Annotated in this window: 27 protein-coding genes; 24 read left to right on the forward strand and 3 right to left on the reverse strand. The window is 42.5% G+C overall.

The genetic code is table 11. The features are described 5' to 3' along the window. Window positions 1–111: 111 nt before the first annotated feature. Window positions 112–1,437: a hemolysin family protein gene (locus MKX62_RS11500; protein ID WP_067213830.1), complete on the reverse strand. Its 1,326-nt coding sequence runs from the start codon at window positions 1,435–1,437 to the stop codon at window positions 112–114. A 1,310-nt stretch (window positions 1,438–2,747) separates the two neighbouring features. Here MKX62_RS11500 and MKX62_RS11505 point away from each other — a divergent pair. The 3 genes from MKX62_RS11505 (at window position 2,748) to MKX62_RS11515 (ending at window position 7,625) form a co-directional block, all read left to right on the forward strand. Further along, entirely contained in the window at window positions 2,748–4,487 is a 1,740-nt protein-coding gene (locus MKX62_RS11505) for an ABC transporter ATP-binding protein (protein ID WP_067205882.1), read from the forward strand. 1 nt (window position 4,488) lies between these two features. Then, window positions 4,489–6,246 (forward strand): ABC transporter ATP-binding protein, encoded by a 1,758-nt coding sequence (locus MKX62_RS11510; protein ID WP_067205885.1) that lies wholly within the window; start codon window positions 4,489–4,491, stop codon window positions 6,244–6,246. A 224-nt stretch (window positions 6,247–6,470) separates the two neighbouring features. Beyond that, window positions 6,471–7,625, forward strand: coding sequence for an MFS transporter (locus MKX62_RS11515; RefSeq protein WP_340741432.1), 1,155 nt, complete (start codon window positions 6,471–6,473; stop codon window positions 7,623–7,625). On the opposite strand, the gene MKX62_RS11520 is transcribed toward MKX62_RS11515, so the two are convergent. Beyond that, window positions 7,620–9,017: a recombinase family protein gene (locus tag MKX62_RS11520; RefSeq protein ID WP_340741433.1), complete on the reverse strand. Its 1,398-nt coding sequence runs from the start codon at window positions 9,015–9,017 to the stop codon at window positions 7,620–7,622. The two genes, MKX62_RS11515 and MKX62_RS11520, sit on opposite strands and share 6 nt — an antisense overlap. A gap of 101 nt (window positions 9,018–9,118) precedes the next feature. Then, window positions 9,119–9,625: a helix-turn-helix domain-containing protein gene (locus tag MKX62_RS11525; protein ID WP_340741434.1), complete on the reverse strand. Its 507-nt coding sequence runs from the start codon at window positions 9,623–9,625 to the stop codon at window positions 9,119–9,121. 170 nt (window positions 9,626–9,795) lie between these two features. Here MKX62_RS11525 and MKX62_RS11530 point away from each other — a divergent pair, with 170 nt between their 5' ends. From MKX62_RS11530 to MKX62_RS11630, 21 genes are all read left to right on the forward strand, one after another. Next, a complete protein-coding gene (locus tag MKX62_RS11530) occupies window positions 9,796–9,960 on the forward strand; it encodes a hypothetical protein (RefSeq protein WP_340741435.1) in 165 nt (54 codons plus the stop codon). Between the two features lie 31 nt (window positions 9,961–9,991). Continuing rightward, window positions 9,992–10,147: a hypothetical protein gene (locus MKX62_RS11535; protein WP_340741436.1), complete on the forward strand. Its 156-nt coding sequence runs from the start codon at window positions 9,992–9,994 to the stop codon at window positions 10,145–10,147. Window positions 10,148–10,320: 173 nt separating this feature from the next. Next, window positions 10,321–10,644: a hypothetical protein gene (locus tag MKX62_RS11540; protein ID WP_340741437.1), complete on the forward strand. Its 324-nt coding sequence runs from the start codon at window positions 10,321–10,323 to the stop codon at window positions 10,642–10,644. 16 nt (window positions 10,645–10,660) lie between these two features. Further along, the gene (locus tag MKX62_RS11545; protein ID WP_445683528.1) at window positions 10,661–10,882 is read left to right on the forward strand and encodes an ORF6C domain-containing protein; all 222 of its coding nucleotides are present in this window, start codon (window positions 10,661–10,663) and stop codon (window positions 10,880–10,882) included. Window positions 10,883–10,905: 23 nt separating this feature from the next. Next, window positions 10,906–11,925 carry a hypothetical protein gene (locus tag MKX62_RS11550; RefSeq protein ID WP_340741439.1) on the forward strand — a complete coding sequence of 340 codons (1,020 nt, stop codon included), beginning with the start codon at window positions 10,906–10,908 and terminating at the stop codon, window positions 11,923–11,925. A gap of 129 nt (window positions 11,926–12,054) precedes the next feature. Then, a complete protein-coding gene (locus tag MKX62_RS11555) occupies window positions 12,055–12,987 on the forward strand; it encodes a DnaD domain-containing protein (protein WP_340741440.1) in 933 nt (310 codons plus the stop codon). 13 nt (window positions 12,988–13,000) lie between these two features. Continuing rightward, window positions 13,001–13,156: a hypothetical protein gene (locus tag MKX62_RS11560; RefSeq protein ID WP_340741441.1), complete on the forward strand. Its 156-nt coding sequence runs from the start codon at window positions 13,001–13,003 to the stop codon at window positions 13,154–13,156. Next, entirely contained in the window at window positions 13,153–13,530 is a 378-nt protein-coding gene (locus tag MKX62_RS11565) for a YopX family protein (RefSeq protein ID WP_340741442.1), read from the forward strand. Before MKX62_RS11560 ends, MKX62_RS11565 begins: the two co-directional genes overlap by 4 nt. Beyond that, entirely contained in the window at window positions 13,527–13,988 is a 462-nt protein-coding gene (gene ssb / locus MKX62_RS11570; RefSeq protein ID WP_340741443.1) for a single-stranded DNA-binding protein, read from the forward strand. Before MKX62_RS11565 ends, ssb begins: the two co-directional genes overlap by 4 nt. A 26-nt stretch (window positions 13,989–14,014) precedes the next feature. Beyond that, window positions 14,015–14,548, forward strand: coding sequence for a hypothetical protein (locus MKX62_RS11575; RefSeq protein WP_340741444.1), 534 nt, complete (start codon window positions 14,015–14,017; stop codon window positions 14,546–14,548). A 146-nt stretch (window positions 14,549–14,694) separates the two neighbouring features. Beyond that, the gene (locus tag MKX62_RS11580) at window positions 14,695–14,859 is read left to right on the forward strand and encodes a hypothetical protein (protein WP_340741445.1); all 165 of its coding nucleotides are present in this window, start codon (window positions 14,695–14,697) and stop codon (window positions 14,857–14,859) included. A 25-nt stretch (window positions 14,860–14,884) separates the two neighbouring features. Then, on the forward strand, window positions 14,885–15,130 hold the full coding sequence (locus MKX62_RS11585; protein WP_340741446.1) for a hypothetical protein: 246 nt from the start codon (window positions 14,885–14,887) through the stop codon (window positions 15,128–15,130). Between the two features lie 18 nt (window positions 15,131–15,148). Then, window positions 15,149–15,358, forward strand: a complete 210-nt coding sequence (locus tag MKX62_RS11590; protein ID WP_340741447.1) for a hypothetical protein — start codon at window positions 15,149–15,151, stop codon at window positions 15,356–15,358. 37 nt (window positions 15,359–15,395) lie between these two features. After that, window positions 15,396–15,692, forward strand: coding sequence for a hypothetical protein (locus MKX62_RS11595; protein ID WP_340741448.1), 297 nt, complete (start codon window positions 15,396–15,398; stop codon window positions 15,690–15,692). A gap of 103 nt (window positions 15,693–15,795) precedes the next feature. Further along, entirely contained in the window at window positions 15,796–15,993 is a 198-nt protein-coding gene (locus MKX62_RS11600; RefSeq protein WP_340741449.1) for a hypothetical protein, read from the forward strand. Window positions 15,994–16,043: 50 nt separating this feature from the next. Further along, window positions 16,044–16,190, forward strand: coding sequence for a hypothetical protein (locus MKX62_RS11605; protein ID WP_340741450.1), 147 nt, complete (start codon window positions 16,044–16,046; stop codon window positions 16,188–16,190). Beyond that, window positions 16,187–16,597: a replication terminator protein gene (locus MKX62_RS11610; RefSeq protein WP_340741451.1), complete on the forward strand. Its 411-nt coding sequence runs from the start codon at window positions 16,187–16,189 to the stop codon at window positions 16,595–16,597. The genes MKX62_RS11605 and MKX62_RS11610 overlap by 4 nt, the downstream gene beginning before the upstream one ends. Before the next feature lie 27 nt (window positions 16,598–16,624). After that, on the forward strand, window positions 16,625–17,335 hold the full coding sequence (locus MKX62_RS11615; RefSeq protein ID WP_340741452.1) for a hypothetical protein: 711 nt from the start codon (window positions 16,625–16,627) through the stop codon (window positions 17,333–17,335). 66 nt (window positions 17,336–17,401) lie between these two features. Beyond that, on the forward strand, window positions 17,402–17,584 hold the full coding sequence (locus MKX62_RS11620; protein WP_340741453.1) for a hypothetical protein: 183 nt from the start codon (window positions 17,402–17,404) through the stop codon (window positions 17,582–17,584). Window position 17,585: 1 nt separating this feature from the next. Then, the gene (locus MKX62_RS11625; RefSeq protein ID WP_340741454.1) at window positions 17,586–17,798 is read left to right on the forward strand and encodes a hypothetical protein; all 213 of its coding nucleotides are present in this window, start codon (window positions 17,586–17,588) and stop codon (window positions 17,796–17,798) included. 95 nt (window positions 17,799–17,893) lie between these two features. Further along, window positions 17,894–18,202: a hypothetical protein gene (locus tag MKX62_RS11630; RefSeq protein WP_340741455.1), complete on the forward strand. Its 309-nt coding sequence runs from the start codon at window positions 17,894–17,896 to the stop codon at window positions 18,200–18,202. The last annotated feature ends 7 nt before the right edge of the window (window positions 18,203–18,209 follow it).

Below are 18,209 nucleotides of genomic sequence, written 5' to 3' on the forward strand. Positions count from 1 at the left end.
GCAAGAAGAAAGTCAATACAGACTTTTCAGGTCATTTGAAATATAGCTGAGAAGGTGGGAGCGTATCGTATCGGACAAAAAAAGCGTCCTCCATAGGGAAGACGCTTTTAGTTAGGATTCCATTGACAATTCTGAAGTGCTGTCAGTGGAGTCCTGTTCATATTTGATGACTTCTAGGTAGAGAATATGATGACCATCCACATCTTTCACCATGAATTCAAACCCTTGTTCAATAATTTTTTCACCTTGGATTGCTTCGAAGCGTTGGGTCATGATCCAGCCGCCGATTGTATCGATGTCCTCTTCGTTAATGGAAATACCGAGAATGTCATTTACATTTTCGATGCGCATCTTCGCGTCTAAAATGTAATGGTTTTCCCCGAGAATTTGAATTTCTGGTACTTCATTCATATCGAATTCGTCTTGAATATCACCGACGATTTCTTCTAAAATATCTTCGATAGTTACAAGGCCTGAAGTTCCACCATATTCATCCATTAGAATCGCCATATGAATGCGTTCTCGTTGGATTTTGAGTAGAAGGTCGGCGATTGGTATCGATTCGATGACATGTATAATCGGTTGCATATAATTAACAATTGGTTGATGGCCAGCTGTGTCTGGTTCCTTAATGAATGCTGTCAATAGGTTTTTCATGTTGACCAGACCAATAATATGGTCTTTATCGCCATCCGTGACAGGGTAGCGTGTATATTGTTCAACACCCATCACATCGAATACTTCACGTAATGTCATATCTTTTTCGATTGATATCATTTCTGTCCGAGGGGCCATGATTTCATTGGCAATCCGGTCATCAAATTCGAAAATCTTATTGACATATTTATATTCGGCTTGGTTAATCTCGCCGCTTTTTAAACTATCTGATAAAATCATTCGAAGTTCTTCTTCTGTATGAGCGACTTCTGATTCAGAAATCGATTTATAGCCAAGCAGTCCAACGAAGAAACGTGCAGAACCATTCATACCTTTAATAACAGGGTACATGAGGCGATAAAATAAAATAAGCGGTTTTGCAAATAACAATGTAATGGCTTCCGCTTTTTGAATCGCGATCGTTTTAGGAGCCAATTCACCTATAACAACATGCAAAAATGTTACCGATGTGAATGCGATAATGAATGAAAGAATACTGGAAGTACTAGCTGTTAAATCGAAATAAGAGAAAATCGGTTTTAACATTAGTTTTACAGTTGGTTCCCCGAGCATCCCGAGTCCGAGAGCAGTTATCGTAATCCCCAATTGGCAAGCGGACAAATATTCGTCCAGATTACTAATTACCTTTCTCGCAATTACGGCACGCTGGTTACCCTCCGCAACCAGTTGGTCAATCCGTGTTGATCTAATCTTCACAATTGCAAATTCACTCGCAACAAAAAATGCGGTGAGAGCGATCAAGACAGCAAATGCTGTCAATCGTATGGCAATATCCAAATAATTACTTTGTTCCGAACCCAAATGAGGGGGAGAACAAAGTGTACACCTCCTATAGTGGTAAAATCCTTAGTTAACTCTATGATAATTTATTTTCAAGAAAAAAACAAATAGATACTCTTGTCTTACGTATATTTGCAGGTAAGGCGGTATAGCAGGACTTCTGAAAAAGGATAAGAAAAAGTTCATAGAAGTTGTTCAAGCCTCAATGAAATTCGGGGCGTGGATTGTAGAACGCTTGGCGCTTTGGGGATGCCTGCGCTAGGGTGTTCATTATCGAGGAAAATATGATTTTGAGATGTATATGCCGAGATTATACTGTGATTACTAGTTGATACTATATAAATTGAAATAAAGAATTCCATTGAACCGCTGCGACGCTCGGGGATGCCTCCCGCCCTAAGCCAAGCAGCTTCGCCGCCAGTCTTATGGCTTCGGCTACCCCTGTTAAGGCGCCTTCGCTCAGTATATATACCAGATTCAACATATATAATTATCTGGGATGAAATGCGCTTTCTCAAATAGACCATCCAGCGAAGGCGCGACTTCGTGGTAGCCGGAGCGATAAGACTGAAAGTGGTCTTCTTTCTGGCTTATCGCGGGAGGCATCCACAAAGCGTCGAAGCGGTATTGGTAGGAGTTCTATTTCACTCCAATTATTGGGACCTTCTCAGTGGCCTACCAAAAGCTCTTGTAAAGCGCATACGCTGTATTCATTTGTTCAACATATAATAGTAGCTGTTATTCATCACGTATTTCTCTGTTGGTGTCATATTCAATTTAACTCATTCATATATTTATCCAATATTAACGAACAGTAAGATTCTCACTGACTTGAGGATTACATCATAGAAAATGGTTGAAGTAATTCTGTTTTCGAAAAGTATTGACAACTCTGAAATGGAAATGATAACCTACAAGTAGTTAGTTACTCGAAATAGAAAGGGAGGTACGGAAAATGAAAAAAGTATACGTGTTCCAAAACAACAACAATAAAATGAAACCGTACCTATCCGTGTTTTAGTTTTTAACACTAAATAAACCCGGACCGGCGCGCTTTGCCGTTCCTTTTATGAGCACACGCTTATCTTAAGAAGCGTGTGCTCTTTTTTTGTTTTAATCTAAAGAGAAATTGGTGTTTCCACGCATTGCGTGTTGCATAAAGTTGGACTAACTAATAGGAAAAGGAGTGTTGACGATGATAATCATCAAACAACAAAGGAAAATATTGAAAAAGGAATCTCTCGAAAGCGGATAGCTGTAAGAGAATAGGGAAGAAGGTTGATTGAATTATGTTTTCAGTGCTATTTAAATTAAAATGGTTTTTTAAAGAAAATCGTAAGAGGTACACAGTTGCGCTTATTCTGCTGATGGTGACGAATATTCTTGTTGTTATTCCACCTTGGCTAATCGGGCAGGCAATTGACTCGATCTATACACAGACGTTGACAGCAAGATTACTTGTTATATTTATTGGTTCTATGTTTTTAATTATGCTTTTCAATTATGCAAGTAACTATGTTTGGCAATACCAATTATTTGGCGGGGCTTATGTAATCGAACGGCAATTACGGGGAAAGCTTATGCATCATTTTCTGAAAATGACCCCCACGTTTTATGAGAAAAATAAAACAGGCGATCTGATGGCCCGTTCTACAAATGACTTACGGGCAATATCTGAGACGGCAGGTTTCGGCATCATGACGCTTGTCGATTCGACGCTCTATTTACTGACGCTAGTCTTGACGATGGGCTTTCTCGTTTCGTGGAAATTGACGCTTGTGGCGATTTTACCGCTTCCGATTTTGGCGTTTATCATGCAGGTTTTAGGAAAGAAAATTCACGAAAGATATATGACGGCACAGCAGGCGTTCGGTGATTTGAATGATAACGTCTTGGAAGCAGTCGCGGGTGTAAGGGTTGTTCGTGCATACGTCCAGGAACGTGCATCTGAAAAAGGGTTTGCTGATATGACGGAAGATGTCTATCAGAAAAACATGCACGTCGAGAAGATTGACGCGCTGTTCATGCCAATTTCGAAAGTACTGACAGGTCTGACGTATATGATTGGGCTCGGTTACGGGGCCTACCTTGTATCCATTGGTGATATGACGCTAGGGAATCTCGTTACCTTTAATGTCTATCTTGGGATGATTGTTTGGCCGATGTTTGCAATCGGTGAATTGATTAACGTTTTACAACGCGGAAATGCGTCACTCGACCGGGTGACAGAGACGCTTGATTATGAGGAAGATGTGAAGGATCCTAAACATCCCGTGAATGTTGAACAACCTAATAGTGTAGGTTTCCAGGATGTTACTTTCACTTATCCGACGTCGCATTCGGTCAACTTGGATGCTATTAAGCTCCATTTGAAACGTGGCGATACGCTTGGGATAGTTGGAAAAACCGGTAGTGGAAAGACGACATTCGTCAAACAGCTACTGCGTGAATATCCATCCGGAGAAGGGGAAATCGTCTTCTCGGGAGTACCAATGCAGTCAATGACAAAAGATCAGGTAAGGGATTGGATTGGTTACGTCCCGCAAGATCACGTTCTGTTTTCACGGTCAGTCAGGGATAATATCTTATTCGGACGACCCGATGCAACCGAAGCGGACATTGCGGAAACGATTCGTCTGTCCTATTTTGAAAAAGATCTTGAAATGCTTCCTGAAGGACTTGAAACACTTGTCGGAGAGAAGGGTGTTGCATTATCCGGAGGGCAGAAACAGCGAATATCCATTGCACGAGCACTTGTGAAAAATCCGGAGATTCTTATTTTAGATGACTCGCTTTCTGCGGTCGATGCGAAAACGGAAGCGAAAATCATAGAAAATATTCAAACGGAACGTTCTGGAAAAACGACAATTATTACAACACACCGACTGTCTGCTATTCAGCATGCAGACTGGATTATCGTACTTGACGATGGGCGTGTTATTGAAGAGGGAACACATGAGGGCTTACTTGGAATGAACGGCTGGTACAAAGAACAATTCGACCGCCAACAGATTGGGGAGGTTGAATAATATGGGTACCGGTAGACGCTTACTCCATTACGCACTTGACTATAAAAAATTATTACTGACAGGTATTATTCTTCTTGCGTTCGCAGTCGCTGCGGATCTAATGGGACCAATGATTGCCAAGAAAATCATTGATGACCACATTGCAGGGGCCACTGGCGGGGGCATGGATTTCGCTCCGATTGCCAAGCTGCTGGCCATCTTTTTCGGGCTCGCTGTGGTCACTGCGATACTTAGGTATTTCCAGTATTTATTGATGCAACAGGCGGCAAACCGTATCATACAGAAAATGCGTAATGATCTTTACGAACATATTCAGACATTACCAATCCGCTATTTTGATAATTTGCCCGCTGGGAAAGTTGTTGCAAGAATTACAAATGACACGGAAGCAATCCGTAACTTATATGTGACGGTCGTTTCACAGTTCGCAATTAGCGGAATGTACATTACAGGAATCTTCATTGCAATGTTCATTTTGGATCCTAAAATGGGTGCTATCACGTTATTTGTCTTACCAATACTTTATATTTGGATGAAGGCATACAGAAAATTCGCTTCGAAGGTTAACCATATCATCCGCGGAAAAGTGAGTGACATGAATGCGATGATTAATGAATCAATCAACGGCATGACAATCATTCAAGCATTTCGTCGTGAAAAGCAGATGGAAGAGGAATTCCGTGACTTGAATGATGAACACTTCCGCTATCAGAACAAACTGCTAAAAGTGGAGGCGGCGACTTCACATAACCTTGTCGACGTAATCCGGTCATTGACCTTTGTGTTCTTTATCTGGTATTTTGGCGGTGCTTCGATCTCCACAGAAAGTTTCATTTCAGTTGGGATGCTCTATGCTTTCGTAGACTATATTACACGGTTGTTCAACCCGGTGACGGGCATTGTAAACCAGTTCGCACGTCTCGAGCATTCACTTGTGGCGGCAGAGCGTGTCTTCAAATTATTGGACCGTGAAGGGGAGCCGGTAAGCGACGACAAAATCGCCCGTTACCAGGGAAATGTCCGCTTTGAGAATGTCTGGTTCGCTTATAAGGATGAAGAATATGTCTTAAAGGATCTTTCATTCGGAGCAAAGCAGGGAGAAACGGTCGCACTTGTCGGCCATACTGGATCGGGAAAAAGTTCAATCATGAATTTACTGTTCCGCTTCTATGACGCTTCGAAAGGGAAGATTACGATTGACGGACTAAACATCAGTGACATGCCACGTCAGACGATTCGTGATCATATGGGTATTGTTCTGCAAGACCCTTACTTGTTTAGTGGGACAGTCGAGTCGAACATTAGCTTAGGTGACTCACGCATTACACGCGAAAAAGTGCAACATTCGCTAGATGCAGTCGGTGGGGAACTGGTATTGAAACATTTGCCAGGCGGAATTGACGAGCCAGTTGTGGAAAAAGGGAGTACGCTCTCTTCTGGACAGCGCCAGCTTATTTCATTCGCACGGGCGCTTGCGTTCGATCCTGCCATTCTTATTCTGGATGAAGCGACGTCCAACATCGACACGGAAACAGAGGAAATCATCCAACATGCGATGGACGTACTGAAAAAAGGGCGTACAACGTTCATCATTGCCCATAGACTCTCTACTATTAAGAACGCGGATCGTATTTTAGTGTTAGATCGCGGGGAGATTGTTGAACAAGGCTCACATGATGAGTTGCTTATGCTTGGTGGGCAATATGCTCAAATGTATAAATTGCAGGCGGGAACTTCTGGTACTCCGAAAGTTGAATGACAAGGATATGACGAAGGGGACTTCCGTGTAAGTGGGAAGTTCCTTTTTTCTTTGTGATTAAGCTCCAAGTGACTGCTTTATTGTTGCCCGTACTACCCGGTGTGTGGTGCCAGCTGTTGCCACAATTTGAAGGGTGCAAATGGTGTCAATAACTGGCACGATGCATTTTTATTGTTGAAAAACTATTCTGAAAGACGTATCTTTAGAGTAACGAAGTATCGCGTATGGAAAGTTGGAGTAGCATGGGGAAATGGTTTGCGGATTGGAAGTTGAAAATATCTTCATTCAATAAAAACGTCAGGCTGTTCATGCTAGCGAACGTGCTCATCCAGATCGGCATGGGTGTATTCATGGTCATGTATAATCTCTATATAAAAGAGTTAGGAATGCCTGAAACTATTAACGGAAAAGTCATTTCTATGACTGCGTTGGCTTCGGCAATTATGCTCGTTCCAGCCGGATTTCTAAGTGATAAATTCGGTCGGAAATGGATGATTGTCGGCGGTGCAATTTTCGGAGGAATGACATTGTTTTACCGAAGTGTCGCTGTTGCTGAAACGCCAATTATTTACGCAGCATTTCTGACGGGGTTATTCATGGCATTCGTGCAAGTTTCGGGTGTGCCATTCCTCGCCGAAAATTCTAAACCCGCCGAACGGGTCCATATGTTTAGTATCCACTTCGCTCTCATGACGGTTGCGAATGTTATCGGCAGTTTGCTTGGGGGCGTTATCGCTGACGTACTAGAAGTCCTCTTGGCTCTCGATGCAGCTGATGCGATTCGTTGGGCGCTTCTAACGGGGGCAACCATTTTTATCATTGGTTTACTTCCCTTATTTAAACTTCAAAACAAGCCGCCTCAACCGGTGCAAGTGAAGAAAACGTCCGTTGAACCTGTGGAAGAAGAGATTGAGAAAGTCGACAGCAGCTTCAGACGGAATATCATTCTGATTTTCCATTTCTCATTTGCGAGTTTGCTGATTGGTTTTGGTTCAGGTCTTGTTGTGCCGTACTTGAATTTATATTTCTCAAACCGATTTGATGCCTCAAATGCATACATTGGTCTTATTTTATCACTTGGATCTGCGATGACGGCGGTAGCTATGCTTATTGGTCCGGCATTAGTGAAAAAGGTTGGGAAAGTGAAAGCACTTATCCTATTCCAAATGCTGTCTATTCCATTTTTACTATTAACAGCCTATACGACATCCCTGTTGTTAGCATCACTCGGATTCCTTATGCGTCAGGCACTCATGAATGCGGGGAATCCGATTCAAAGCGCTATTGCAATGGAAATTGTTGCGGATAAATACAAAGGGCTTGCTAACTCAGTGAACCAAACTGTATTTAATATTGGATGCCCCTCATTGCAACTATAACCCTTTGTACTTCACGTCGGTGACTACATACTCATAAGCCTTGGGAACCCCGTTCTTATCGTGTTTTATGCATGTCCTGTTGAAGGAAATTTCTTTTACAAATAATCCTGTAAACTCAATCGCCTCTTCTTTTGTGAAGGAATCAAAGCTTTCGGTTAGCTTCCACCGATACTTTCTCACTTCCTCAATATTAACTTCTTCCTCTCCTTCGATTTGCTCGTTTCGCAGTCGAGCCGTTTCCTTTTCGTTATCTGTTAAGTTCTGTTGGAATTCTATATAGGTCATGAAATCATCAGCGTACATTTGTTGGTATTTTGCTCTTTTTTGTTCTAATCTAGAAATCTCTTCGCCAATTGACCTCGCGACTTTTTTCTTTTTGTTTTGATCAGCCGGGTCAAGTTCGCTGTTATGTCGAACGTACTTCAAAAACGCCTCTTTGATGAATTTCTCATTTACCTTTATCAAGCCTTTATTATTTTCATAACATTTATTGCAACGATACGTGTCGGATGCTTTGACCATCGTGCGATTGCATTGAGGGCATTTTAGCATGCCGGAAAACAAACCTTTTGTTGGTGCGCGCAATCTAATGATGTTTTGTTTTTCAATCCGACGTGATAGGGTTCCGAATTCATCCGGCGTCAAAATACTTTCGAATGCATTTTCGACAATTTCGCCGCTATACACAACCGTCCCGCACAACGCAGGATTACGCAGTACTTGTCGGACGGTCTGATGGCTCCAGCTCGTCTTTTTAGTTCGAGTGGGTATATTGCGCCGGTTTAATTCTTGCGCCACGCCAGCGACGCTTCCGATCGAATAAAACTGCTCTATCATCAAGAGCACGATTTCTTTTTCCTCCTCATTGATAACTCTTTTTTTATCCTCAATCCTATATCCGTAAGGTTGAGCTCCTGAGGCTTCGTTATCAATTAATATCTTCTGTTTCATCGTGATTGTGACACGCTCCCCAAGGTTCTCGCGTTCCCATTGAGCCAACAGCCCAACAAGACCGATAAACATTCTGCCCATCGCTGTGGTCGTGTCATAGTTTTCAGTGGCGGATTTAAAGCCGGCACCATGTTCGTCAAGTAGACTCAAAATGTCGAAGAGATCACGAATGTTGCGGGTCATGCGATCCAACCGGTAAACCAATAGGATATTTATTTTTTTGTTTTCAATATCTTTTTTTAATCGCTTGAATTCGGGACGATCCATATCCTTCGCTGAATGGCCTGGGTCCACGTACAACTCCGTCTTCGTCCACCCCTGAGACTCACAAAACATCTTGAGCAGCCGCGTTTGCGTGTCTATCGAATAGCCTTCCTTCGCTCTTTCCTCGGACGACACGCGAACATAAATGCCGACGGAAAGGTTTGTTTTTTCTTGCACCTCAAAAACTCCCTTTCTATATATAGAACAAAAGAGCAGCATATGAGCCACTCTTTAGTTTAATTTCTAGCGCTAGAAATTAAGTTCCTTAGATTCATTTTTTAACTGGATTTGCTTCTTGCCTCTTCGGAAGCTGATAATATTGCCCCTTTTTTCTCTGCTTCCAACTCTGCGCGATATTTTTCGACTTCATCTTCAATATCGTCTTCTATTGTAGCGGCCGTTTCGGCGTGGCTAGCGAATATAGCTTTGAAGTGAGTCATGATTCCTTTGCGGATGTCCTTATCGAGTCCCATATACCCTTTGATGATGTCGGTCTCTAGTTCGCTGAGACCGCTTTTTATTGCGTATGCATCAAGTGAGAAAGCGGTTGGTTGTACAAATATTTCCCCCACTCCATTACGGAGCCATTCTTCGCTGACATTGAATTCGCGACAGATGTCATTAATGACACGATCGGTAACGGTTTTTGTTTTTTTTCGTTCGATGTCAGATAGTGATCCTTGTTTCAGATTAAGTATAAGAGACATCTCGTTCTGTTTAATCTGTAGAACTTCGTCTCTTAAATACTTAATTCGTTCAGGGGTATCAGCAAGTCCCTTTTTCATTACGTTTGCACCTCCTTATGTACCTTACAAATCTATTATACCACACAATAATCGGATAATCTATATTATTTTGTCGATTATCGTTGACTTAATAGATAATCTGTATTATTATATGGTTAATCCGATAAATAAGGATTGTTTTGAAAAAGATTTTCGGGAGGTGAAAGAGCATGGACGTAATTTTAAATATCGAAGAACAGCCAAGCGTAGAAGAAATGGCTACTTTCTTGAAAAGTTTGTCGGAAAAAGAATTAATTCAAATGAGTGCAATGTTCCAAGGCGTTAAGCTCGGACTGCATTTGGCAAAGGATAATGTCAAAAAAGAATCGGCATGAATAAAGGAGTTATAGAGAGGGAGGGAACAGAGTGAGCGAACATCATATACCGGAAGACGTAAAAGCGGCTATGTGGCAATTTTGTCTGAGAACATCTGTCCCGCGTTTACTTGAAAAGAAACGACGGGAAGTCGAAGCGGCCGAAAGCGCGGACAAGGTAGAAGATAATGCTTACGCGCAATCTTGAAGCGGTTGTGCGTCTAATAAGTAACTATGATTCTCTGTGCAGAAACATAGTGTCGATTCCGTCGAGAGGCGCCGGGAAGCCATTGATTCCTCCAAAAAATCGTACTGGTTATTCATCCCCCTATATCCCGGCACTCTCGATGGAATCGACAAAAAGAAAGGCAGGTGAACGAAATGACGATAGATATTAATGAAATCGCGGATCTTGTTCAGCACCTACAAGTACGCGTAGAAGAAGACGAACGCAACGTAATTAGCGTCGATATATATCAACGTAACAGCCGCGTCATGATGACTCCCGAATCTTTCCTAGCGGAATTTATTGATTTTGAAATAAAGACTCAAAATTCCATAGAGTACTCGTACCAAATCTCCAAGTTAATCGGCGGTGTGAAGTTTTTCGCCATCATGAGTACCGCGGAGATTGTCGATTTGAAAACTGCGATGCCGAACCAGTGGGAATATATACAAAAGGAAATACAAAGCGAGGCAGCGTGAAAGGAGAGTGGGTTTTGTGCCGACAGGAAGCACGTTAGAACGCGGGGAGCAGGTCCGGTTGCATAAAGCGGTTGCTAAAAGAGTGTACTCGATTGGGTCAACTCTACCTAGCTCACAATTGTTTGGTAGTTTGTTCCGAGATATTAAATCACAGTTCGGAGTGGACTCGTATAAAAACTTGAAGCGGAAAGATCTCCAAGCTGCAATACGCTTTGCTGAGTCTTGGAAGTTGGAATAAAAACGTGAGGGGTTGGAGAAAAAATGAGTGGAAATCTTGCTGAAAAAATAAAGTTCGGCGCACTTTCGGTCGACGGAAAAGTATTGCCGTTTCCTAAGAAACCGTGGGGTTACGAAGGAACTCACGCTCCATTTCCGGGGGATATACCGAGGTACGATGGCGGACAAATCGGGATTGTTCATAACGGTTCTCCGCATAAGGTAATTTCGTGGATACCTGCAAAATGTGACGGGAAAGACCTTTTAATCGCTGACAGAAACATACTGTCGCACATTTCTTGGGATGAGTTAAATGAACAAGGCTTAATATCCGGTGTAGAGGTTAAATTGTATGGGAAACGCTATCTATTACGCGTGTTAACTGGTGGGAACAGGCCTTTGGATGGGGATTACGAGTTAGGTGGATTCCCGCATTCGAATGAGTGGGATTCATTTATTACGAACCGGACGGCAACGTCTTCATTCCCGTTCCCGACAAACGAGGACTTAGGGGAATATGTATCAGAAGAATCGTTCAACGGGACACATAATCGGTACTGGAATTGGGCTTATACGTATAGTTGGTGCCAAGAGTCGCATCATGAGGTTGGCTCGGGCCGCGCTCTTCGTGGCTTCGATTCGGCGCGCTACTGGTACTACAGTACGTCGGCGTCTCGCTATACGTATATCGGGTTTCGCCCCGTCCTTGAAGCTTTGAACTCTGAGTCTCTGCCCTCTGATGACAAAAAAGACTTTAGCAAACAATTAATAAAGTCGCCCCAAATTGAATTATTTAAGTTAACGCCTGCGTCTGATTTAAAAGTTTTGTCTGAGGCGAACGAAATTATTTTTGTGGAAAATGCATTAAAAAGTAAAGCGTACAGACGACTGCTTGAGGATATTACGGAGAACGCTTTAGTTGGTCGTTATGAATCGAGATTTGAATTGTTCGTGGATGAAGACCCCCGACTGCTGGATGTTTTCTTAACGGCTCTTGAGGATGCGGGTTATTCGGCTACGCGAGGAGATGGCGGACCGGAACTATTCGTTAATTGGAATTACTGAAAGTGGTGAGAGGTAAATGAATAAAAAAGAACCCGCTGCGGATACAGCGAGTTCTAAGGTTCTTACAATATTCAACAAATTCATTGTACCTAAGAACCCCGAAATAATCAAGGAAAGAAGGGGTAATTTATGTCGAAACTACTTATGGACGAGAAACCTTTATTGGTTATGCCGTCCCTTGCAACGAAAGTCGGACTCTCGGAAGCGATATTCTTACAACAATTACATTACTGGATTGATCGCAGTGTGAATATCGAAGAGGGTCACAAATGGGTTTATAATACCGCGAAAGAATGGCAAGGGCAGTTTCCTTTTTGGAGTATCAATACGATTCGAAGAGTTATTAAAAGTCTTGAAGATAAGCAATTAGTGATCTCGGGTAATTTTAATAGTCTTCCGATTGACAAAACAAAATGGTATCGAATTGATTATGAAAAAATAAAGGAAATCGAAGATGAAGACGTCGACTCACGAAAAGTAGAGTCGACTACCCAAAGTGAGTACTCGAAGCACCCAAAACAGGTAGTCGAAGCACCCAACTTGGGTAGACCATTACCAGAGAGTACTACAGAGAGTACTTCAGAGATTAATAACAACAACATTAACGCGGGTGTGGAAGAGGAAAAGGAAATTGCTGAAACCCCATTTTTGTTTTACGAAAAGAATGGATTCGGAATCCTTACGCCACATGTTGGTGAAAAGATTGGTTCGTGGATTGATGATACGAACGAAGAGTTGGTGATTCATGCTATGAAAACATCTGTGGAAAATGGTGCCCTACGTTGGAATTATGCAGAAGCTATTTTACGAGATTGGCATAACAAAAAGATTACTAGTATTGAACAAGTACTCGCATCTGAAAAGAAACGCGAGGCAGAGAAAACAAAAGCGAAAGCATCTTCCGGAAATCGTAACTATCGACCAGGTCGTGAAGAGAAAACGCCTGAATGGTTTGGGAAGGACAAGCAAAAGAAAAAAGACGCGTCTACTCCCGAGAAATCGAAAGAAGAAGTCGATGCGGAACGTGAAGCGTTGATAAAAGAATTACAAGGGGATTCGTGAAAGGGGCAAACACTTGAAGAACGTGAGGACTAAAGCGGAAAGACTCAATCTCATTGAGGAATTGGTCAACTTAGGAGTTACGGAAGGGCGCAATGGTGAATCGTTGCAGAAGTTGGATTATTACTCTTTACGTAGCTTGTTAGCAATTAAGAAAGTGGTGATGGAATGAGGGAAATTAAGTTTCGTTTTCTAGTGTTGCATGTCAGTGATCAAGTTGAAATTCTGTTGTACTACTCACTAGACCAAATCACAAATGGTGAAATGGAGGAATATTTACACTCAGGCAGGTACTCGATTCTTGGTCGTTGGCAGTTCACGGGACTAAAAGACAAAAATGGTCGAGAGATTTATGAGGGGGATATAGCGACTGGTGCAGAGGATGGTGAAGTGGTGATAGACAGGGTGATTTACCAAGGTGGAGCTTTTTATATCAGTGCCAACAGAGAACATTGGGACGACATTCTGCTTAACGAAGAAAACGACCGGATTGAAATCCTTGTCAACATTTACGAAGACGCTCATTTGTTAGGGGGCAAAGCATGATTAATCGTGTCGTTTTAGTCGGACGTTTAACAAAAGATCCTGAACTCAAATATACGCAAACCGGAATTGCTGTCACTCGCTTCACATTAGCAGTCAATCGCGCTTTCCAAAGTGCGTCAGGAGAAAGAGAGGCTGATTTTGTCAGTTGCGTAGCTTGGAGGAAGCAGGCTGAGAATGTCGCAAACTTCTTGAAAAAAGGGAGCCTGGTCGGAGTGGATGGCCGTATTCAAACAGGTAGCTTCGAAGGGCAAGACGGCAAACGTGTTTATACCACGGAGGTCGTAGCGGATAGTACGCAGTTTCTCGAACCACGGAAAGCTACTGGTGGAAATAGTTCGGGGATTGACAACGGGGCGTCTCACCAAGGAACTCAACAAAACTACTCCCGAACAGATAACGATCCATTTTCAACGGGTGGTGGTCCGATTGAAGTAGCGGATGACGATTTGCCGTTCTAAGAATGAAAATTGAGAGGGTGAGTAGAATGGAAAAACGATACGACTACATCACGCCGAAGGATTATGAAACTGCTGAAGCAAACGGGATTAGCAAGCGCGCTGTATACCAACGAGTCGCTACTTACCAGTGGGATATTGATCGAGCAGTTACCCAGCCGTTGCGAAATATATCGTCCTTCGGGCTTGCGTGGGTCAAGTGGGAAGAAACCGCGACAAAGAACGGTATAGCACGCAATCGGTTTTACCATCGGATTAAAATCGATGGATGGTCAGAGGAGAAAGCAGCTACGCAAAAGGCTAAAACCGGAAGATGGACGGAACAGCAACTAGAAGTCATGGAAGTGAACAATTTAACACCTAACACAGTAAACATGCGGATAACGAAAATGGGTTGGACGGAAGAAAAAGCCTTGAATACACCGAAAATGTCGGAGACGGAACGGTTGCAGCGGGTTGCGGAAGGCACCAAGGCTTATTACGAGCAGAGGGAGAAGAACGATGCATCCAATGGAGCGGAAAGAAAGGCGTGCGATGCGCCAAATTCGCATCGGAGCCTATGAGCAGATAGATAGATTGGATAAAGAGCGATGTGGCAATTGCGAAGGTTCCCTCGGACCAAGCGCGTCTGCGAAGGAATATCAATGCGGATGTTCTGCGGCTATAAAGATTCGTGCAATAGGAAAATGTTTATAAGGGGCAAAACTACATGGCGTTTGTTTTTATCCTATCGGCCGTCACGATTGCCATTATGTTTTATTGGTTAGGCGGGAAGTCGGGCTACTCTGACGGAGTGGATGTCGGTTACTGGTACGGTCGTGCAGACGGAATTCGTCTAGCACAAAAAGCTAAAAAGAATTATAAAAGATGCTGAGAGAGGGTGTTTAAGGGTGAACCAAATGACATTAGACGACTTATTGATAATGGATGCTGAGTTGGTCCCGGAACTAATTCATTGTCCGCTCAGCGACGGATTCCATTGGTTAAGAATTACTGCGGGTCATACGCCAGCTCGATTTAAAGGATTTGTCCAATTTGAATTATCTGGATACGAGTACATGTATAAAGATGCGTCGATGAAGGACGAAATCATTTCGGAATTCAGCGGAAGCGTGAAAGTTGTTGATTGGAAAAATGAAATGTGAAAAGGGGAGAAAGTAAAAATGAGTGATAAACAAGAACCTAATAACGCGATGCAACACTTGAAAATTCAGATGGATCTAGATAATTTCCGCAATCTATTGCCGTACATGTTGGAGCAGCAAGTGATGAATGCGAAATTGTTCAAGGCCCGTTACGATGCCCTTGTTGCAGAGGGTTTTACTGAGCAGCAAGCCCTTGAAGTCGTGAGCAAAAGACCTTTGCTTGAATAATAGGCACATTATGCGTAGTAAGAAAGGGGAAAGAGAAATGGCAGTTAAAGATGCTTGGGTATTGCGCTTGAAAGAAGAATCGAAAGAGATTGAAATGATAGGCGACCACTATTTTCGGGACGATGACGAATGTGATTTTGTCACAGACGACTTGCAAGAAGCGACTATCTATTATGACAAAGACTACACGATTGAGGGTTTGAAAAAATATGAAAGTATCATGATTAGGAATTACGGCAAAGACGCGATTGTGAACTTTGGCTATACGAACATGATGGAAAACTTTGAGTTCGTAGAAGTGACAGTAGGCGAGCAAGGAGATAGCTCGATATGACATTATTAATCGGGTTTTTAATCGGAATTTGGTTCAGTTATTGGATGGATAAAAAATGATTTGCATCGCAGTACGAGCATAAAGCGAAGGAAGGGATATTAGATTGTTAAAACTATTGATAGCGACGGTAATTACGATTGTCGGAGTGATCATCCTTTTGTTGTTTACTAGGCCGTCGAAAGAAGAAGTGAAGGCGCTCGATGATCTTGAAAAAGCATGCAATGAGTTGTTAAATACGGTTATTCAATCTCTTAAAATCGATAAACTTCTGGATTGGTTGGTTGAAAACTTGAAACGTTAATATAGGCACTGTGAAAAAACTATGAAACTTTGAAAGGGTGTGCTGGGGTATTGGGAAAAGCTGAACGCGATGAAAAAGTTTTCACTTGCACACTGATGACCAAGTACTCGGAAAGTTACCTAGAATCATTGAGCGACGAAAAGCTTTCAGAAGTTTATGATCGTTTGATGCAAAAACAAGGAGATGGGAAAAGATGAAAAACATTGTCGACTTAAATAGTTTCGCGAACGGCGCATTGGCTGAGAAAGTGAATATCGAACTACAAAAAGTGCTTGAAAATATTGCTGATCCCAACACAGACCCGAAAAAGGCTCGCAGCGTAACTGTTAATATCGTATTGAAAAGTAATGAAAACCGGAGCTTGGCAAGTGTGACAGTAGAGACGAAATGTAAGATTTCTCCTGCGAAAGCCATTGAAACAGAACTCCTTATTGATATGGGTGATAACGGAAAGGTTACTGGCGCGGAGTTGAAAAGCGGCGCACCAGGGCAAATGTACATTGATAATAATGCTGAAATTCTCACTGATCGCGGAGAAAAGCCTGAGGATGAATCGAAGAAAGTCCCTACGGTAGTTCCGACTAATGTCGTTGCTTATAAATAAAAACAAAACGGGAAGAAGGAATGTAAAATGTTGAAAGAATTTACTCAGTATTTGTTAGGTTTGAAGCGCCCGGAGATTGTTGAGGCGAACGGAAATATTTATTCAACTATCAGCCTTACGCAATTGGACAATGAACATGATGTCGCTTCGATTAAAATTCGTAGCCTTTCGGGTCTCGTTGATTATGTGAAGTCGAACTTTGATCATGAACGTCCAGTAATGATTCATGTGGTATCGCCGACGAGTGTCAGTGTGTTTGACGCACTGAATGACGTGAATGACCGTCGCACTTATGTTAGTGCGAATGCGCTATTGCCGGATATTACGTTCGAACGTCACATGCCTCGCGAGAAATTCAATGTCATGCTGCAGGCTTGTTTCGTAAAAAATGACGACAAGGATAAAATATTGAAATTGATCAGTTCAATTTCGGAAGAAAATACAGTTACGCAAAGCGACGACGGATTAACGCAAAGGGTGACTGCTAAAACAGGAATCGCGACATTGGGAATAGAATCTGTTCCTAATCCTGTAGCATTAAAGCCTTTCCGGACATTTGTCGAAGTTGGCCAACCGGAATCCGAATTTATTTTGAGACTAAGTGAAGGCGCACAAGTCGGGTTGTTCGAAGCGGATGGCGGCGCTTGGGAACTGAACGCGATGGCGAATATCGCTGCATACTTGGCTGAGCACCTTGCTGAGGCAATTGAGCAGAAAAAAGTATATATTATCGATTAATTTCAACAAGGCTTCGATTTTCGGAGCCTTTCTCTTTATACTATCTAGCGAATTGGAGAGGAAAGAATGTCTGAATCGGTTGTGGAAATTAGTTTGTTAGAGAGTGCAGCCTATGTCGTGAAGCGAGGAAAACTGACTAAGTTAACTGCGAAAGAACACGGGGAGGACGTCATCGTTTGGAAGAATGGCGAGGTGCTTGATGTGGACCGTAGTCAGCGGACGAGGGTTGAAGGGCAGGAGGTTATATAACATGATTCTCACAGGAATAGGGGCGGCGTTCATTGGTGTAATTCTGGTTCTCTTTTTTCTATATTTAGTTATGATAGCCTTTATTCGTATCGCGGCTATAGGCGTGGATGCTCTGTTCTATGTTTTGGATGAAGAATTCGAACGGGTGGAAAAAAGGAAAAAGAAGAGGGTAGAAAAGAGAATGAAGAAGGCAGAACGACGGATGAAAAAATAACATATTTAGTCCACCACGGAAGAACCGACTGGACGCTGAACAGGCTTAATTGCTTGTTTGGCGTCCTTTTTGTTTATCAAAAGGAGGAAGAGGCGATGGAAATCAATCAAGAAAAGCGTGAAGAGATTGAAGCGGCCGGGACATTCGGAGAGGCGATAAAAGATTTTCTAGAGGCATTTGAACCAGTTGCGCAAGCGTTTCGAGAGATTCTTGAGCGAGCAGCGAAGTTCTTCCGAAATCTATGGGAAAAGACTAAAACGGTTGCTATTAAGTGGTATCAGCTTGAAGGGGAAAAGCAGTTCGTTGTTCGCCATCATCATAAGAGGGATTTCAGTAGGAAGAAGATTTCGCATCAAGTTATTAATCGTAAACCGCAGCACTTGGTTCGAAAAATTATTCGTTGAGGAGGAA

It is taken from the genome of Sporosarcina sp. FSL K6-5500 (assembly GCF_038005665.1).
GTDB lineage: Bacteria > Bacillota > Bacilli > Bacillales_A > Planococcaceae > Sporosarcina > Sporosarcina psychrophila.

Bases quoted from the DNA above. Each gene is read 5' to 3' on its own strand.
- MKX62_RS11505 (WP_067205882.1), top strand. From the start codon at position 2,748: ATGTTTTCAGTGCTATTTAAATTAAAATGGTTTTTTAAAGAAAATCGT.
- MKX62_RS11510 (WP_067205885.1), top strand. From the start codon at position 4,489: ATGGGTACCGGTAGACGCTTACTCCATTACGCACTTGACTATAAAAAA.
- MKX62_RS11515 (WP_340741432.1), top strand. From the start codon at position 6,471: ATGGAAAGTTGGAGTAGCATGGGGAAATGGTTTGCGGATTGGAAGTTG.
- MKX62_RS11525 (WP_340741434.1), bottom strand. From the start codon at position 9,625: ATGAAAAAGGGACTTGCTGATACCCCTGAACGAATTAAGTATTTAAGA.
- MKX62_RS11530 (WP_340741435.1), top strand. From the start codon at position 9,796: ATGGACGTAATTTTAAATATCGAAGAACAGCCAAGCGTAGAAGAAATG.
- MKX62_RS11540 (WP_340741437.1), top strand. From the start codon at position 10,321: ATGACGATAGATATTAATGAAATCGCGGATCTTGTTCAGCACCTACAA.
- MKX62_RS11550 (WP_340741439.1), top strand. From the start codon at position 10,906: ATGAGTGGAAATCTTGCTGAAAAAATAAAGTTCGGCGCACTTTCGGTC.
- MKX62_RS11555 (WP_340741440.1), top strand. From the start codon at position 12,055: ATGTCGAAACTACTTATGGACGAGAAACCTTTATTGGTTATGCCGTCC.
- MKX62_RS11565 (WP_340741442.1), top strand. From the start codon at position 13,153: ATGAGGGAAATTAAGTTTCGTTTTCTAGTGTTGCATGTCAGTGATCAA.
- ssb (WP_340741443.1), top strand. From the start codon at position 13,527: ATGATTAATCGTGTCGTTTTAGTCGGACGTTTAACAAAAGATCCTGAA.
- MKX62_RS11575 (WP_340741444.1), top strand. From the start codon at position 14,015: ATGGAAAAACGATACGACTACATCACGCCGAAGGATTATGAAACTGCT.
- MKX62_RS11580 (WP_340741445.1), top strand. From the start codon at position 14,695: ATGGCGTTTGTTTTTATCCTATCGGCCGTCACGATTGCCATTATGTTT.
- MKX62_RS11585 (WP_340741446.1), top strand. From the start codon at position 14,885: ATGACATTAGACGACTTATTGATAATGGATGCTGAGTTGGTCCCGGAA.
- MKX62_RS11590 (WP_340741447.1), top strand. From the start codon at position 15,149: ATGAGTGATAAACAAGAACCTAATAACGCGATGCAACACTTGAAAATT.
- MKX62_RS11595 (WP_340741448.1), top strand. From the start codon at position 15,396: ATGGCAGTTAAAGATGCTTGGGTATTGCGCTTGAAAGAAGAATCGAAA.
- MKX62_RS11610 (WP_340741451.1), top strand. From the start codon at position 16,187: ATGAAAAACATTGTCGACTTAAATAGTTTCGCGAACGGCGCATTGGCT.
- MKX62_RS11615 (WP_340741452.1), top strand. From the start codon at position 16,625: ATGTTGAAAGAATTTACTCAGTATTTGTTAGGTTTGAAGCGCCCGGAG.
- MKX62_RS11620 (WP_340741453.1), top strand. From the start codon at position 17,402: ATGTCTGAATCGGTTGTGGAAATTAGTTTGTTAGAGAGTGCAGCCTAT.
- MKX62_RS11625 (WP_340741454.1), top strand. From the start codon at position 17,586: ATGATTCTCACAGGAATAGGGGCGGCGTTCATTGGTGTAATTCTGGTT.
- MKX62_RS11630 (WP_340741455.1), top strand. From the start codon at position 17,894: ATGGAAATCAATCAAGAAAAGCGTGAAGAGATTGAAGCGGCCGGGACA.